The organism is Gilliamella sp. wkB178, assembly GCF_001690705.1.
GTDB lineage: Bacteria > Pseudomonadota > Gammaproteobacteria > Enterobacterales > Orbaceae > Gilliamella > Gilliamella apicola_K.
Window position 1 is genome coordinate 250,372 of sequence record NZ_LZGK01000011.1, and the last position, 15,640, is coordinate 266,011.

General features: G+C 42.3%; 11 protein-coding genes. 3 read left to right on the forward strand and 8 right to left on the reverse strand.

Annotation, left to right across the window (positions count from 1 at the left end):
- Positions 1 to 384 precede the first annotated feature (384 nt).
- Positions 385 to 1,707 (reverse strand): hypothetical protein, encoded by a 1,323-nt coding sequence (locus A9G13_RS02720; RefSeq protein WP_065556082.1) that lies wholly within the window; start codon positions 1,705 to 1,707, stop codon positions 385 to 387.
- Positions 1,708 to 1,766: 59 nt separating this feature from the next.
- Here A9G13_RS02720 and A9G13_RS02725 point away from each other — a divergent pair, with 59 nt between their 5' ends.
- Positions 1,767 to 2,006, forward strand: coding sequence for a hypothetical protein (locus A9G13_RS02725; RefSeq protein ID WP_065556083.1), 240 nt, complete (start codon positions 1,767 to 1,769; stop codon positions 2,004 to 2,006).
- 991 nt (positions 2,007 to 2,997) lie between these two features.
- Here A9G13_RS02725 and A9G13_RS02730 read toward each other — a convergent pair.
- The 6 genes from A9G13_RS02730 to eco all read right to left on the reverse strand — a co-directional run bounded on the left by A9G13_RS02730 (position 2,998) and on the right by eco (position 10,736).
- Positions 2,998 to 4,389, reverse strand: coding sequence for a hypothetical protein (locus A9G13_RS02730; RefSeq protein WP_141670850.1), 1,392 nt, complete (start codon positions 4,387 to 4,389; stop codon positions 2,998 to 3,000).
- A gap of 985 nt (positions 4,390 to 5,374) precedes the next feature.
- A complete protein-coding gene (locus A9G13_RS02735) occupies positions 5,375 to 6,193 on the reverse strand; it encodes an ABC transporter permease subunit (protein ID WP_442902788.1) in 819 nt (272 codons plus the stop codon).
- Positions 6,194 to 6,376: 183 nt separating this feature from the next.
- Positions 6,377 to 7,555: an ABC transporter permease subunit gene (locus A9G13_RS02740; protein WP_255306491.1), complete on the reverse strand. Its 1,179-nt coding sequence runs from the start codon at positions 7,553 to 7,555 to the stop codon at positions 6,377 to 6,379.
- Positions 7,556 to 7,573: 18 nt separating this feature from the next.
- Entirely contained in the window at positions 7,574 to 8,668 is a 1,095-nt protein-coding gene (gene potG, locus A9G13_RS02745) for a putrescine ABC transporter ATP-binding subunit PotG (protein ID WP_065556373.1), read from the reverse strand.
- Positions 8,669 to 8,816: 148 nt separating this feature from the next.
- The gene (locus A9G13_RS02750) at positions 8,817 to 9,926 is read right to left on the reverse strand and encodes an extracellular solute-binding protein (protein WP_065556085.1); all 1,110 of its coding nucleotides are present in this window, start codon (positions 9,924 to 9,926) and stop codon (positions 8,817 to 8,819) included.
- 312 nt (positions 9,927 to 10,238) lie between these two features.
- Complete coding sequence (gene eco / locus A9G13_RS02755; RefSeq protein ID WP_065556086.1) at positions 10,239 to 10,736, reverse strand: serine protease inhibitor ecotin; 498 nt, start codon at positions 10,734 to 10,736, stop codon at positions 10,239 to 10,241.
- Positions 10,737 to 10,841: 105 nt separating this feature from the next.
- Here eco and ydiK point away from each other — a divergent pair, with 105 nt between their 5' ends.
- Both ydiK and pssA read left to right on the forward strand, forming a co-directional pair.
- Positions 10,842 to 11,894: an AI-2E family transporter YdiK gene (ydiK, locus tag A9G13_RS02760; RefSeq protein WP_065556087.1), complete on the forward strand. Its 1,053-nt coding sequence runs from the start codon at positions 10,842 to 10,844 to the stop codon at positions 11,892 to 11,894.
- A gap of 165 nt (positions 11,895 to 12,059) precedes the next feature.
- On the forward strand, positions 12,060 to 13,415 hold the full coding sequence (gene pssA / locus A9G13_RS02765) for a CDP-diacylglycerol--serine O-phosphatidyltransferase (protein ID WP_065556088.1): 1,356 nt from the start codon (positions 12,060 to 12,062) through the stop codon (positions 13,413 to 13,415).
- Between the two features lie 886 nt (positions 13,416 to 14,301).
- On the opposite strand, the gene A9G13_RS02770 is transcribed toward pssA, so the two are convergent.
- Positions 14,302 to 15,639, reverse strand: coding sequence for a hypothetical protein (locus tag A9G13_RS02770; RefSeq protein WP_141670851.1), 1,338 nt, complete (start codon positions 15,637 to 15,639; stop codon positions 14,302 to 14,304).
- Position 15,640: the final 1 nt, after the last annotated feature.

Sequence of the window (15,640 nt, forward strand, 5' to 3'; positions counted from 1 at the left end):
TCGGCACCATCTAACGGCCAATTTAACACCAACCCCTTAATACCCTAACCTATTGTGGAATGCTGTTAGTTTTAATTCCCCGCTTAAGTGGTGCTGAGGGAGGTAATTGGCATAGAACAAGCGGCAGGAAGCCGGGTGAGCCGTGGGCGCACAGGGAGGTGCGATACGCGGCGGTTCGTTAAGTGCCAATTAGCGAGCGAGGGTAGTCACGCAGTGACCACTACTTCCCGCGGGGTGTGGGGAGATTGTTAAGAGGGATTCACATTAATCCCTCTTAACGAAAAAGCGGCTCGGGTTGCCCCTGCCGCTGCAACCGTCCTTTTATTACTTAAACTTTATTACCCCTTATTAAACACCCGCGACTTAAGGATTAAGGACTAAGAACTAAGGATAGGCGCAAAACCCATTGGTTCTGAATTCGGGGTAGTCTCTGCGAACGTTGCCGTAGACCGTGTTGACAAAGAACTGGCGTGAACCGTCGCGGTCACTTGTCCAGCAGAGGCGGCCGACGAAGCCAGCAGCGGTATAAGTGCCCATGTCGCCCCATTCGGCTAACAAACCCGCACCAATACTACGATTATAATAATTAACAGATGTTGTATACACAGCGTTAGTTAAGTCTTTGACCTTGGACAGACGGTAACCACCGCCTAAACGACTACACCAGGATGAGTGGTTAGCAGGAGTATCTTCTTTAGTTCCGCGGGGGACGAACCACCGCTTTAACTCAAAACCATAGCTTAATACCTCGTTATTACTACTATCTTTACCGACTAACACAAATGTCTGTGGCAACGCGGGTCTAGCAATACTACCTGGATAATTTGAATTTTGTTGGGCGGCTGTTGCCACCGGACCGGTGAGGGTGACGCGGATGTTATTAGCATTATCGGGAGATGGCGTCATGGTGGCGGTAATACCGCCTTGGCTGACTGTTGGCCATGTTAATGTTGAACCATTTACACCACCTATATCTAAATCAAAATACAGATTATTAGCACCGGTAGTCGGGAAGTTACGATTGTAACCTGATGGGTCAATTGATTGAATAAGGAAGCCTTTATCTGGGTTCCAGATAGTGGCGGGGCCGGCATATTGGCCGGTGCCATAGGTCAGATTTGGTCTGGCGTAACAGATTGTAGGCACAGCTTTAGGACTGATATAATAAGTGGCGGTACCACCGCTGAAACTACTACTATTAGGCAGCCCATACTGGGTGGTTAAACTACCAGCTGTACTGGTTAATGCCACTTTATAAGGGGCACCACAAATACTTAATACCGCATTTCGACTCACTGCTTGATTGTCTTTATCGGTAATACTCACAGTTAAATCACCGCTAGCAGTAACACCATTAGTACCCTGACCATCACCATCATCATCACCCCAATAATTATAGGGTGCGCCAATTAGAGCATTTAAGGTGATTGAATCAGTATTGGTAGGCACCAGCATACCAATATCGGTAAAGCGCTGATTGGCTACCCTGAGCACTATGGGGTTAGCTGCGGTCGAAGTATTATCCGGTGTGTAGGTGGTTTGAGTAGTACCGTCGGAGATGGTAATACTTAGTAGAGCTTCCGTAGTGGTAACCTTAGTTACCCCATTATCAAAGGTTAAATACGGCGCACTACCATGGATTACCTGGGCGGTAGTAGCTGACAACGCTTGGGTAGTAGTAGCATAGGGCAATAATAGCCACGGCATTAAAGCTAAACAACGCTTTAAGTTTGAACCGAAACGCGGTTGGCGCTTAATTGGTAATAATGGCGGTAACTGCCGATTGGGCGGTAATGGTGTTAATGATTTTAGCTGCTGATTGGGGTGGCTTAATTGCCAACTGCGCGGAGCTAAATCTGGGACTAAATCGCGGACTAAATTATCACTTCGGTGAAATGAGTCAACTACAGTGTGTTGAGATAGATTTTGGACGTAAAGCTGCCAGTGCTTGTGTCTTGTGTCTTGTGTCTTCCAGTATAAGGCATGATGAAGATTCCGTCAAGTAATTTTATGTTTTATTTACATTTTTTCCTTTTGAGTGCGCGAAAATTAACCTCCGTACCACTCATCGTTAAAAGTATATCGCCTTGATATAATTTAACTACTATTTTGTTAAGTTTATTTGTAAAGAATAGTAAAGATGAAGGCTTTTGCTTTATTTTTAAGCTGGGTTTGGGCTGAGTTTTTATACGCAAACGTATACCTCTCAGGAAACATCTTGACAGGTGTTATTGAGTTTTACTAATTATAGTCCGTTAGGTTTCGAGCGTTTTATGCTTGGGTGATTATATTAATTACGGTGCTGACGCTCGAGTAAGGGAATTTTAACGCGAAAATTCCCTTACAACCCAAACGCAGGCCTGCAGAAGGTGGTCTACGACTGCCCTCCGCCTTTGCTTGGTCTTAACGCACCGGTCGTGATTTGTTCCTACAAAGCACTCCCTCGGCAAACTTCCCTGTTTGCCGTGCTAACCGCCCTCAGTTGTCGGCACCATCTAACGGCCAATTTAACACCAACACCTTAACACCCTAACCTATTGTTGAATTAATTGGTTTTTATGGTTGTTGTTTTTCTTCCCCCGCTTAAGTGGTGCCGAGGGAGGTAATTGGCATAGAACAGCCGGCAGGAAGCCGGGTGAGCCGTGGGCGCACAGGGAGGTGCGATACGCGGCAGTTCGTTAAGTGCCAATTAGTGAACGAGGGTAGTCACGCAGTGACCACTACTTCCCGCGGGGTGTGGGGAGATTGTTAAGAGGGATTCACATTAATCCCTCTTAACGCCTACGCGGCAGCGTGACTGATTAGCCGGTTTTTATACTGAAACATATACCTCTCAGGAAACATCTTAACAAGCATAACAATGCCAGCTCGATGGCTGGCATTTTAAAAAAGCGGCTCGGGTTGCCCCTGCCGCTGCAACCGTCCTTTAGTTACTTAAACTCTATTATTCCTTATTAAACACCCGTGACTTAAGGATTAAGGACTAAGAACTAAGGACTAAGGATAGGCGCAAACCCCGTTGAGGCTGTTGGGGAAGATGTAGCCGCTGCTGACGTTACCGACGGCCGACTGGACACCGAACTGTACCGAACCGATGCTGTCGCTTGTCCAGTAGGTGCCGTAGTCGACGAAGCCGGCAGCGGTATAATTGCGTATGTCGCCCCATTCGGTGAACAAACCCGCACCAATATTACGTTGGTAACCATTCCAATTTGATGACGGCGTGGCTCCCACTGCTCCTTGGCACCCAGAGCCTGAATTAGTTCCCGAACACACCGCGTTAGTTAAGTCTTTGACCTGGGGCAGACGGTAACCGCCGCCTAAACTACGACACCAGGATGATTGGTTAGGAGGAGTATCTTCTTTAGTTCCGCGGTGGACGAACCAATGCTGTAACTTAAAACCATATTTTAATACCTCGTTATTACTACTATCTTTACCGACTAACACGAATGTCTGTGGCAAGGTGGGAGTAGCGATACTACCTGGTGTGGCTGATTGTTGTTGGGATGCTGTTGCCACCGGACCTGTGAGGGTGACGCGGATGTTATTAGCATTATCGGGGGATGGCGTCATGGTAGCGGTAATACCTCCTTGGCTGACTGTTGGCCATGTCAATGCTGAGCCATTTACACCACCTATGTCTAAATCAAAATACAGATTATTAGCCCCGGTAGTCGGGAAGTTACGACTGTAACCTGATGACTCGGTTGATTGCACCAGGAAGCCTTTAGTTGGGCTCCAGATATTGGCGGGGCCGGCGTAGTTTCTTCCTGATACCACTGAGCCAAATTGCAGATTCGGCCGGGCGTAACAGATTGTAGGCACGGCTTTAGGACTGATATAATAAGTGGCGGTACCACCGCTGAAACTACTACTATTAGGCAACCCATACTGGGTGGTTAAACTACCAGCTGTACTGGTTAATGCCACTTTATAAGGCGCTTTACATAAATCTAAGGTAGCACTACGACTCACTGCTTGATTGTCTTTATCGGTAATACTAACACTTAAATCACCGCTAGCAGTAACACCATTAGTACCCTGGCCATCACCATCGTCATCGCCCCAATAATTATAAGGGGCACCAATTAGAGCGTTTAAGGTGATGGAATCAGTATTGGTAGGCACCAGCATACCAATATCGGTAAAACGCTGATTGGCTACCCTGAGTACTATGGGGTTGGCTGCGGTTGATGTATTATCCGGTGTGTAGGTGGTTCGAGTAGTACCGTCGGAGATGGTAATACCTAACAGACCATCCGTAGTGGTAACCTTAGTTACCCCATTATCAAAAGTTAAATATGGCGCACTACCATGGATAACCTGGGCGGTAGTTGCTGACAAGGCTTGGGTAGTAGTAGCATATGGCAACAATAGCAACGGCACTAAAGCTAAACAACGCTTTATACTAAAAGCTAAACGCGGTTGGCGGTTAATTGATGATAATGAATGTAACTGCTGTTTTGGGTGACCCGGTTGCCGACGGTGCGGGGCTAAATTGGGAACTAAATTATCACTTTGGTGAAATGAGTTAACTACAGTGTGTTGAGATAGATTTTGGACGTAAAGCTGCCAGTGCTTGTGTCTTGTGTCTTGTGTCTTCCAGTATAAGGCATGATGAAGATTCCGTCAAGTAGTTTTATGTTTTATTTACACTTTTTCCATCTGAGTGCACGAAAAATAACCTCCGTACCACTCATCTTTAGAAGTATATCGCCTTGATAAAATTTAACTACTATTTTGTTAAGTTTATTTGTAAAGAATAGTAAAGATGAAGGGGTTTGCTTTATTTTTAAGCTGTGTTTGGGCTGAGTTTTTATACTGAAACGTATACCTCTCAGGAAACATCTTGACAGGTGTTATTGAGTTTTACTAATTATAGTCCGTTAGGTTTCGAGCGTTTTATGCTTGGGTGATTATATTAATTACGGTGCTGACGCTCGAGTAAGGGAATTTTAACGCGAAAATTCCCTTACAACCCAAACGCAGGCCTGCAGAAGGTGGTCTACGACTGCCCTCCGCCTTTGCTTGGTCTTAACGCACCGGTCGTGATTTGTTCCTACAAAGCACTCCCTCGGCAAACTTCCCTGTTTGCCGTGCTAACCGCCCTCAGTCGTCGGCACCATCTAACGGCCAATTTAACACCTAAAAACCAAGACTATTGTGAAATGGTTTGGTTTTTACTTGCCGCGGGGCGTGGGGAGATTGTTAACAGGGATTCACACCAATCCCTCTTAACGCCTACGCGGCAGCGTGACTGATTAGCCAATTTTTATACTCAAACATACCCCCCCTATCAGGAAACATCTTAACAAGCATAAAAATGCCAGCACGATGGCTGGCATTTTTTACAGCGGTTAAATATAAATACTTAACGCATGCGTATTTCACGCAGGCGGCGGCGTTCGGCGCGGCGCATTAGCAGCCATGAAACAAAGCCAATAATTGCAACGATCAATAATATGATTGTAGCTAGCGCATTTACTTGCGGATCGACCCCTAAACGCACTTTTGAAAATATCAGTTTTGGTAAGGTCATGGCACCCGGTCCGGTAACAAAGTTGGCGATGACCACATCGTCCAACGACAGGGTAAACGCCAGTAACCAACCCGAAACTAAGGCCGGCGCGATCATTGGTAGTGTAATAATGAAGAAGACTTTTAATGGGTTTGCCCCTAAATCGAGGGCAGCTTCTTCAATTGATTTGTCCAATTCACGCAAACGGGCACTAATCACTACGGTAACGTACGCGGTACAAAAAGTTGCATGCGCCATCCAAATAGTTAATGCACCACGATCTTTTGGCCAACCTAATACTTGCCCCATGCCCACAAACAGCAATAATAAAGCTAAACCGGTAATTACGTCCGGCATAACTAATGGCGCCGTGGTCATAAATGAAAACAAATTAGAACCACGGAAGCGCCTAAAACGAATAATCGCATAAGACGCTAGCGTGCCTAAAATGAGCGAGAACGTGGCAGCACCGGCAGCAATCGACAAACTGAGCCCGACGGCTTTAAGTAGCGTTTCGTTGTGAACCAATTCAAAATACCACTTGGTAGAAAATTCCGCCCACACAGTAACCAATTTTGAGCTATTAAACGAGTAAATAATCAAAATAACCATGGGCACATATAAAAAGGCAAACACTACCAATAAAATTAGCCCTTTCAAACAATTACACATTAGCGCCAAAGTGATAATCGCGGTGACGATTAAACTAAAGATTAAACAGCCAACGTAAAAGCTACTACTGGCGAGTAATGCTAATCCGGAAGCAGAAATCAACATCGTTAATAGCATAGAGCCTAACAACGAGGAGATAAATACGATTAAGGCGGATCGCATAATAATTGGTAAATTATTCATCTACTTACCCCCCAATTGTCGATTTTGGAACTTATTGAAATAATAAATCGGCACAATCAAGATTAATAACATCACGGTGGCAACGGCTGAGGCGGCAGGCCAATCGTGGTTATTAAAGAATTCTGTCCATAACTGCGTTCCGATCATGATCCCTTCTGAAGGCCCTAATAGCTCTGGGATCACATATTCCCCTACCGCCGGAATAAACACCAGCATACCACCGGCAATAACGCCATTTTTAGTTAACGGCACAATAATTTTGAAAAAGGTCTTAATCGGTTTACAACCTAAATCTAAACTTGCCTCGATTAAAGTGGTATCTACTTTACTGAGTGAAGTATAAATAGGTAATACCACAAAAGGTAAGTAGGAATACACAATCCCAATGTAAACCGCTAAATAGGTTTTCATGATGATCAGTGGATGCTCAATATCGATTAAGCCTAACCATGCTAAAAAGTTGTTTAATAGACCATTAGGATTCAATATGCCAATCCAAGCATAAACCCGGATCAGGAATGAAGTCCATGATGGCAAAATAATCAACAATAATAAAATATTGCGGGTGGATGGTTTACATTGCGAAATCGCCCACGCCAATGGGTAACCAATCATAATGCACAATAATGTGGAAATAGCGGCTACCTTTAATGATTGTAAATAAGAATCAATATAAATGGTGTCGCTAACTAGATTGACGTAGTTACCAAAATTTAAGGCAATATTGAGCAAACCATCATCATAGCTTAATAAGTCAGTATAAGGTGGGACTGCGGCCACCATTTCCGAAAAACTGATCCGAAACACGATTAAAAATGGCAATAAGAATAATAACAACATCCATAAGTAAGGAATGGCTATTACAATTAATCGCCCATAGAGCGTCATTAAATCAGAATTGCTTGGTTGTTTACGCAATTGTTTAAAGGCGTAATAAATGGCCACCAAGCCAACTGGAATAAATAATATACTGCCCGCAATAATTAGCCGATAAGCAAATTTAGATGGCTTATAATAAGTTAAATATGCGCCCAAGCATGACAACAAGAAACTCAGTGTCATGGCAGTAAATAACGCATCTAAAAATAGATTGTCAAATGCACCGGTGGTTAAAAAACGCCAATAGACATTGAGCAACACCAAGGCATTTAAAAATAAACCCAATAAAATGGATCGCATCACTATATCCTCTTCGGTTTATTCAGTAAGAACCACACAACTATCTATTTCCCAAGACAGATTCACACTATCACCCCAAGTCGGCATTCCTTTACGGTAGCGGTGCTCGTTTTGTAACTGCGCAATAATAATTTGCCCACTATGTAACTTAACGTGATAAATTGACAGATCACCTAGGTAGGCAATTTCCACGACTTCGCCCACGGCAAAGTTATAACCTTCTTCCGGGATTTCGTCACATAGTTTGATTTTTTCCGGGCGTAAGGCAACTTTGAACGGCACGCCTTCAACCGCTGGTGAATCATAATCCACTTTCAATGGGTGTTTAATCATTGGGCAGCCAATAATTAAGCCGTCTTCTAATGTTTCTTGCAATATACCGTCAAAGATATTAACCGAACCAATAAACTCGGCACTATAACGGCTATTCGGGTGTTCATAAATTTCTTCCGGCTCACCAATTTGCACAAATTGCCCTTTATTCATAATGGCGATACGCCCGGCCATGGTCATGGCTTCTTCTTGGTCATGCGTAACCATTACACAAGTGGCACCCACTTGTTCTAAAATGCTCACCACTTCGAGCTGCATACGGTCGCGCAGTTGCTTATCAAGGGCACCCATTGGTTCATCGAGTAATAATAATTTTGGCCGTTTAGCTAAACTTCTAGCTAAGGCTACACGCTGCCTTTGACCACCGGACAATTGGTGCGGTTTGCGTTTACCAAATTGTTCCATATGCACTAAGGCTAACATTTCTTCTACGCGCTGTTTAATTTCGTTATGGTTTAACTTGTCTTGTTTTAAACCAAAAGCAATATTTTGCTCAACCGTCATGTGAGGAAATAAAGCATACGATTGAAACATCATATTAATTGGGCGATTATAAGGTGGCACTTGTGACATGTCCTTACCATCTAAAATAATCTGCCCGGAAGTAGGTTGTTCAAAACCTGCCAGCATTCGCAACAGTGTTGATTTACCACTGCCTGACGCCCCTAATAATGCAAAAATTTCACCGGTATAAATAGTGAGATTAACATCATCAACGGCATAATAATCGTCATTAAAAACTTTAGTTAAATTTTTGATCTCCAGTAATGGAGTTATCATCTTTTTTTTAGGCTGTACCTGAATTGTTGTTTTATTGTTCACTCTTTTTTCCTCATAACAACAAGCCAAAAAAAACGAGACGGAAAGATTAAATCAATCCCTCCGTCTATAATTAAGCGAGTAAATAACTCTGAATTTAATAAATCACTTATTTACCAGTTTTAAGTTTTGTCCATGTACGGGTGATCACTCGTTCAAGTTTTGGATCTTTAACTTTTAGAGTGAATAATTTTTCCATCACTTCTGGTTTTGGGTAAACCGCCGGATCGTTTTTCACTTCTGGTTTAACAAATTTGTCATTAGCTTCTTTATTGGCACTCGCAAAGTTAACATCATTAGTTACTTGCGCGGCAATTTCTGGCTTCATAACAAAATTTAAGAACTCATGTGCTTCATCAACATTAGCGGAATCCTTTGGAATGGCAAAGGTATCGAAAAATACCAAGGCACCTTCTTTAGGGATTTGATAACCGATGTGTACGCCATTCTTAGCTTCATTAGCGCGATCGCGTGATTGTAAAATATCACCTGACCAACCTAAGATCACACAAATATCACCATTAGCTAAATCAGTGATGTATTGTGAAGAATGGAAATAACGGATATCCGGTCTAACTTTTTCTAACAAATCGTAAGCAGCACCTGTATAATCTTTAGCATCGTTACTGTTGGGATCTTTACCTAAATATTGTAAAGCACTGGCAAAAATTTCGGTCGGCGCATCTAAAAATGCTACGCCGCAATCTTTAAGTTTATCCATATTTTCCGGTTTAAATACTAAATCCCAGCTATCTACTGGCGCATCCGCTCCTAAACGTTCTTTGACTTTATCAATGTTATAACCAATACCTGTAGTCATCCATACATAAGGAATGGCATATTTGTTGTCAGGATCGTGCGTTGCCATTAATTTCATTAAATTGGGATCAAGATTTTTCCAATTTGGTAACTTACTTTTATCTAATGGTAAATAAATACCGGCTTTAATCTGCCTGGCTAGGAAACTATCTGACGGTGAAACCACATCAAAACCAGAATTACCGGCCATTAGTTTACCTTCAAGTGCTTCATTTGAATCATAAACATCATAAACCAGTTTAATGCCGGTTGATTTTTCAAAATCAGTGATAGTTTGCGAACCAATTTGCCCGGCCCAATTATAAAAATGAACCACACGGTCTTTGGCTATTGCAGATTGTGAAAGTGCTAGTGAAACACCAGCTACGATTGAAAGAATAGTTTTACGTTGAGTAAACATGCTCACCACTTCTCCTCTAGTTAGGGATATTACATGTTAGACACAAGCCCATTGCAAAGACACAATGAACCCCCAAATTTTACCAATCATTTGTTATAAATCAATTGGCGAAACCGAGGTAATCAGGCCAGCCAGCGTCAAAAAAAATTAATGACCGAATTAAGTCGACCTTGGATTACGTGGGATAAAATACCTTTTTTTTTTAATATGTCCACATAAAAAATCAAATATCATAAGTTTCAGGCCTGAATGGTCACATTTTAGCCATTCAAGCCTTAATTAATCACCAATTAACTACTAATTTAGTTAATTTTATTCGGCATTAGCTTGCAAAATTTTAGCATCAGCTTGCCAAACTCGGTATTTAACGGTTAAGTCATTAGGTACATAAAACACTATTGGCAACCGACTGTTATAATTCAATAAACCTAAGTTATGACCAATAGTAACAAATTGAGTTTTAGTGGCATTCCCCGGGCAGGCCATTAATGTTGAAATAGTGGCATTTTTGTTGCTTTCAACCACATAATAGTTGTAACCCCAACCGGTTAACTCTTGTTGTTTAACCACACCGGCCAACAGCTGGCTATTACAATCAACATTCATCTCTTTACCAATTAACACTTCTACCCGCGCATTAGCTTCATCAGTTAACACGGGCAAATGAATGGCATAACGCGTATAACCTGCTTCCGCTTTAGGGAATGGTGCGGTGTCGTTAGCATTTTGGTTAGTCTGAGGTAAGTTGCTAGATTTTGCACATGCGGTTAATGCCGCGGCCATTAACACTAATAACATTAACTTTTTCATTTTTTTGCCTCCATTACTATTAAATACAATGCTGACAACATAATATGCTTTTTAAGCGTAAATGGGTATAATATTAACAATAAATTTAATTATTACGGTGCCAAAATGCCAGCCGAAAAAAACACTTACGATTTACTAAAATTAATTCTAAATCTACTGCTAATAGGTTTACTGATTGTTATCACTTACCGCGTGGTGGAAGTTTTTATCTTTGGGTTCTTCTGGGCGGTGATGGTGGTTATTGCTACTTGGCCGTTAATGATCAAGATCCAACACAAATTGTTTAATAAGCGCTGGTTGTCACTGCTGGTTATGGCATTAATCTTAGCGGTGGTGTGTGTAATTCCATTTATTCTGATTATTAGTAGCATTGCGCAAAATGGCCACTATTTAATTGAATGGGCTAGAACCCTTTCGCACCGTGAATTGCCAACTTTGGATTGGTTAAATAGCATCCCGATGTTTGGTGACGAGTTGCACCAAAAATGGTTGGATTTAATTCAAACCGATGGTTCGGACTTAGTTAACACTATTCAACCTTATATTGGCACGATGATTGGTTGGTTATTAGAACAAGTCACCAATATTAGTATTTTCATTTTCCATGCTGGCGTGATGATTGTTTTTAGTCTACTACTGTTTTTAAAAGGCGAACGCATTACTCGCGATCTTTACTTATTCGCCAATCGTTTATCCAAACAATACGGCGCAGACACCGTTACCTTAGCTGGTCAATCCATCCGCGCGGTGGCCCTAGGGGTAGTGGTTACCGCCATTACACTAGCACTAATTGGTGGCATTAGTTTTGTGTTGACTAATATGCCGTTCCCCGGGATTTTAACTTTAGTCTTATTCGTCTGCTGTGTGGCACAAATTGGACCAGTGATCGTGATGTTGGGTTGCATAATCTGGCAATTTTGGGATGGACACACTTTATCGGGCATTATTTTAATTGTGGTGGCAATTATATTAACCACCCTTGATAGTGTAATGCGGGCTTATTTAATTAAAAAAGGCGCTGATTTACCCTTCTTACTTATTCTTTTTGGTGTGATTGGTGGGGTGCTGAGTTTTGGTTTAATGGGGTTATTTATAGGGCCAGTAGTACTTGCCCTTGCCTATAAATTATTCCAAAAATGGATTAACGAACAAGCTTAAGCTGGTTACCGTTGGCATTAACAAATTATAGTTTGCCAGCACATCATGGCTATTTTGGCTATTTATGGTAGCGCCAAGCTAAGCGGATTTTGCAAAAAGGAATGTTATTTTCTGGCGTAAATTATGTTATTCTACAACTTACGCTAGTTACAAACTAAATGAATTATGCGAATACCATTTATAAAATATAATCATCAAAAACATCTTGATGAATTAACTAAAATTCAACAAAACGCCGATCAATACCATATTGCCTACGATCCTAAAAGCTACCGCTTGGCTATCCTCGAACAACTCCGTCAAGCCCAACGGCGCATTTATATTGTCGCCCTTTATTTAGAACGTGACGAAGCCGGGCAAGAAATGCTCGACCTGCTTTACCAAATCAAACAACAACGCCCTAACCTAGACATTAAGATCTTTGTTGATTGGCACCGCGCCCAACGCGGCCGCATTGGTGAACATGAAGCACAAACTAATGCGCTTTACTATTATCAATTAAAACAACAACACCCGGATATTGATATTCCTATCTATGGGGTGCCGGTAAACCGCCGGGAAATCCTTGGGGTGTTGCACCTTAAAGGCTATATTATTGACGATACCGTCATTTATAGTGGTGCTAGCATTAATAATGTTTACCTGCATAAACTCGATAGTTACCGCTATGATCGCTATCACTTTATTACCAACCCTGCCCTAGCCGACAGCATGGTAGCTTATGTTGATCACAACTTTTTGCCTTATGCCGGTTTACAGCGGTTAGATGTGGCGAACCACCAAACCCGCAAACAAATTAAACCCGAAATCAAAGCCTTGCGCCAACATTTAATGGAAGCCAGTTATCAGTACACCGGCACAGCCGATAATAACACCTTGTCGGTTGCACCAATTGCCGGTTTAGGCCGCAACAATCCGTTGAATAAAATTATTCACCACCTGATTAACTCGACCCAACATAAAGTCGTCTTTTGTACGCCTTACTTTAATCTACCTAATATTCTGGTACGCGACATAATCCGCCTACTGCGTAAAGGCCGCCAAGTGGAAATTATAATTGGTGATAAAGTGGCTAATGATTTTTATATTCCTGAAGATCAGCCTTTTAATATTTCCGGTGGTTTACCATACTTATATGAGATTAATTTAAGGAAATTTGTTGAAAGGTTACAACCCTATATTGATAGACAACAACTGATTATTCGATTATGGAAAGATCAGGAACAAACCTATCACCTTAAAGGCATTTGGGTGGACGACCAATGGGTTTTAATTACCGGTAATAATCTTAACCCAAGGGCATGGCGCTTAGACTTAGAAAATGGCATTTTAGTTCATGACCCACAACAGCAACTCAGCGATAAATTCGCCCAAGAGCTGAGCACCATTCGCCAAAAAACCACCTTGGTCACCCATTTCCAACAAATTCAAGCCAGCCAATTTTACCCTAAACCGGTGCATAAATTGATTAAACGCTTGAGCAGGATCAAAGTGGATAGAATCATCAAACGGTTACTGTAACAGGCGTTTTTAATTGTTACAGTTGCCAACCTGTTGCTATTAGCCAATTTTTATACGCAAACGTATACCTCTCAGGAAACATCTTAACGGGTATTATTGCGCTTTAATAATTAAATCCGTTAGGTTTCGAGCGTTTTATGGTTAGGTGATTATTTTAATTGCGGAGTTAACGCTCGAGTAAGGGAATTTTAACGCGAAAATTCCCTTACAACCCAAACGCGGGCCTGCAGATGGTGGTCTACGACTGCCCTCCGCCTTCGCTTGGTCTTAACGCACCGGTCGTGATTTGTTCCTACAAAGCACTCCCTCGGCAAACCTCCCTGTTTGCCGTGCTAACCGCTCTCAGTTGTCGGCACCATCTAACGGCCTATTTAACACCTAAAAACCCTATCATCTAAATGACTTAATACCCTAGCCTATTGCGGAATGATGTTGCTCAATGCTGTTGGTTTTTTACCCCCCCGCTTAAGTGGTGCCGAGGGAGGTAATTGGCATAGAACAGCCGGCAGGAAGCCGGATGAGCCGTGGGCGCACAGGGAGGTGCGATACGCGGCGGTTCGTTAAGTGCCAATTAGCGAGTGAGGGTAGTCACGCAGTGACCACTACTTCCCGCGGGGTGTGGGGAGATTGTTAAGAGGGATTCACATTAATCCCTCTTAACGCCTACGCGGCAGCGTGACTGATTAGCTATTTTTTATACTGAAACATACCCCTCTCAGGAAACATCTTAACAAACATAAAAATGCCAGCGTTGATTGCTGGCATTTTAAAAAGCGGCTCGGGTTGCCCCTGCCGCTGCAACTGTCCTTTTATTACTTAAACTTTATTACCCCTTATTAAACACCCGTGACTTAAGGATTAAGGACTAAGAACTAAGGACTAAGGACTAAGGATAGGCGCAATAACTTAAATATTTGTCATTAACTCCTCCTGAAGGCCCACCGGCACCAAGACTAATTTCTCCATTTCTAATCTTTATTATATAATAATCTCCAGAATCACTTAACCTACAGTATTGAGTGGTATTGCCAAACATGGTCCCTGTACTCCATTCAGCAAGTAAACCCGCACCAATGTTTCTATTGTAATAACGTTTTCCTGAGGCAGGTGTAGCATTCACTGCACCTCTGCAATCACAACGTGCATTGGTTATGTCTTTTATTTTAGTCAGACGATAACCCCCACCTAAACTACGACACCATCGTTCTTGGATACCAATAGTATCATATTTACCTTTAACAAACCACTGCCTTAATACAAAACCATATGTTGCAACTTTTCTATGACTACTATCATAACCCACTAACTCGAAGGTTTTTGGCAAATTAGGTGTAGATAAAGTACCTGGTAAAGTAGAATTAAGCTGCGACTGCGTTGGCTCCGGACCGGTGAGAACCACTTTCACATAGTTACCACTGGTATCTGGCGTCATGGTAGCTGTAATTCCACCTTCGGTAACAGTTGGCCAAGTTAAACCACTGCCACCACATATGTTTAAATTAAAAGTGGCATTATTAAAACCGGTAGTAGGAAAGTTACCAGAGTAACCAGGGTAACCAGATGGTGTAGTTGATTGCACTAAGAAGCCTTTACCTGAGATCCAGATATTGGCAGGACTGTTTCGGGCCGGGTCGGTTCCGCCAGGATCGGCAGATAAAATAGTCGGAGTTGCTTTAGGATTGATATAGTATATTACATTACTACCGCTAAAACTACGGCTATTAGGAACGCCATACTGGGTGGTTAAACTACCAGAAGTACTGGTTAATTCCACTTTATAAGGGGCGTTACATAAATCTAAAGGTGCACTACGACTAACTGCTTGGTTATTTTTATCGGTAATAGTAACAGTTAAATTACCGGTAGCGGTAATACCATTAGTACCCTGACCATCACCATCATCATCGCCCCAATAATTATAGGGTGTACCGATTAAAGCGTTTAAGGCAATGGAGTTAGTGGTGGTTGGTACAAACATCTGTACATTAGCTAAGGTATCTCCTGCTCTAGGTAGCACAATTGGGTTCGTTGCGGTTGAGGTATTGATTGCCGGAGTGATTCGAGTGCCATCAGATAGAGTAATACCTAACAGACCCTCCGTAGTCGTAACCCTAGTTGCCCCATTATCAAAGGTTAAATACGGCTCAGTACCATGGATTTCTTGGGCGGTAGTAGCGGACAACGCTTGGGTAGTAGCAGCATACGGCAACAATAGCCACGGCACT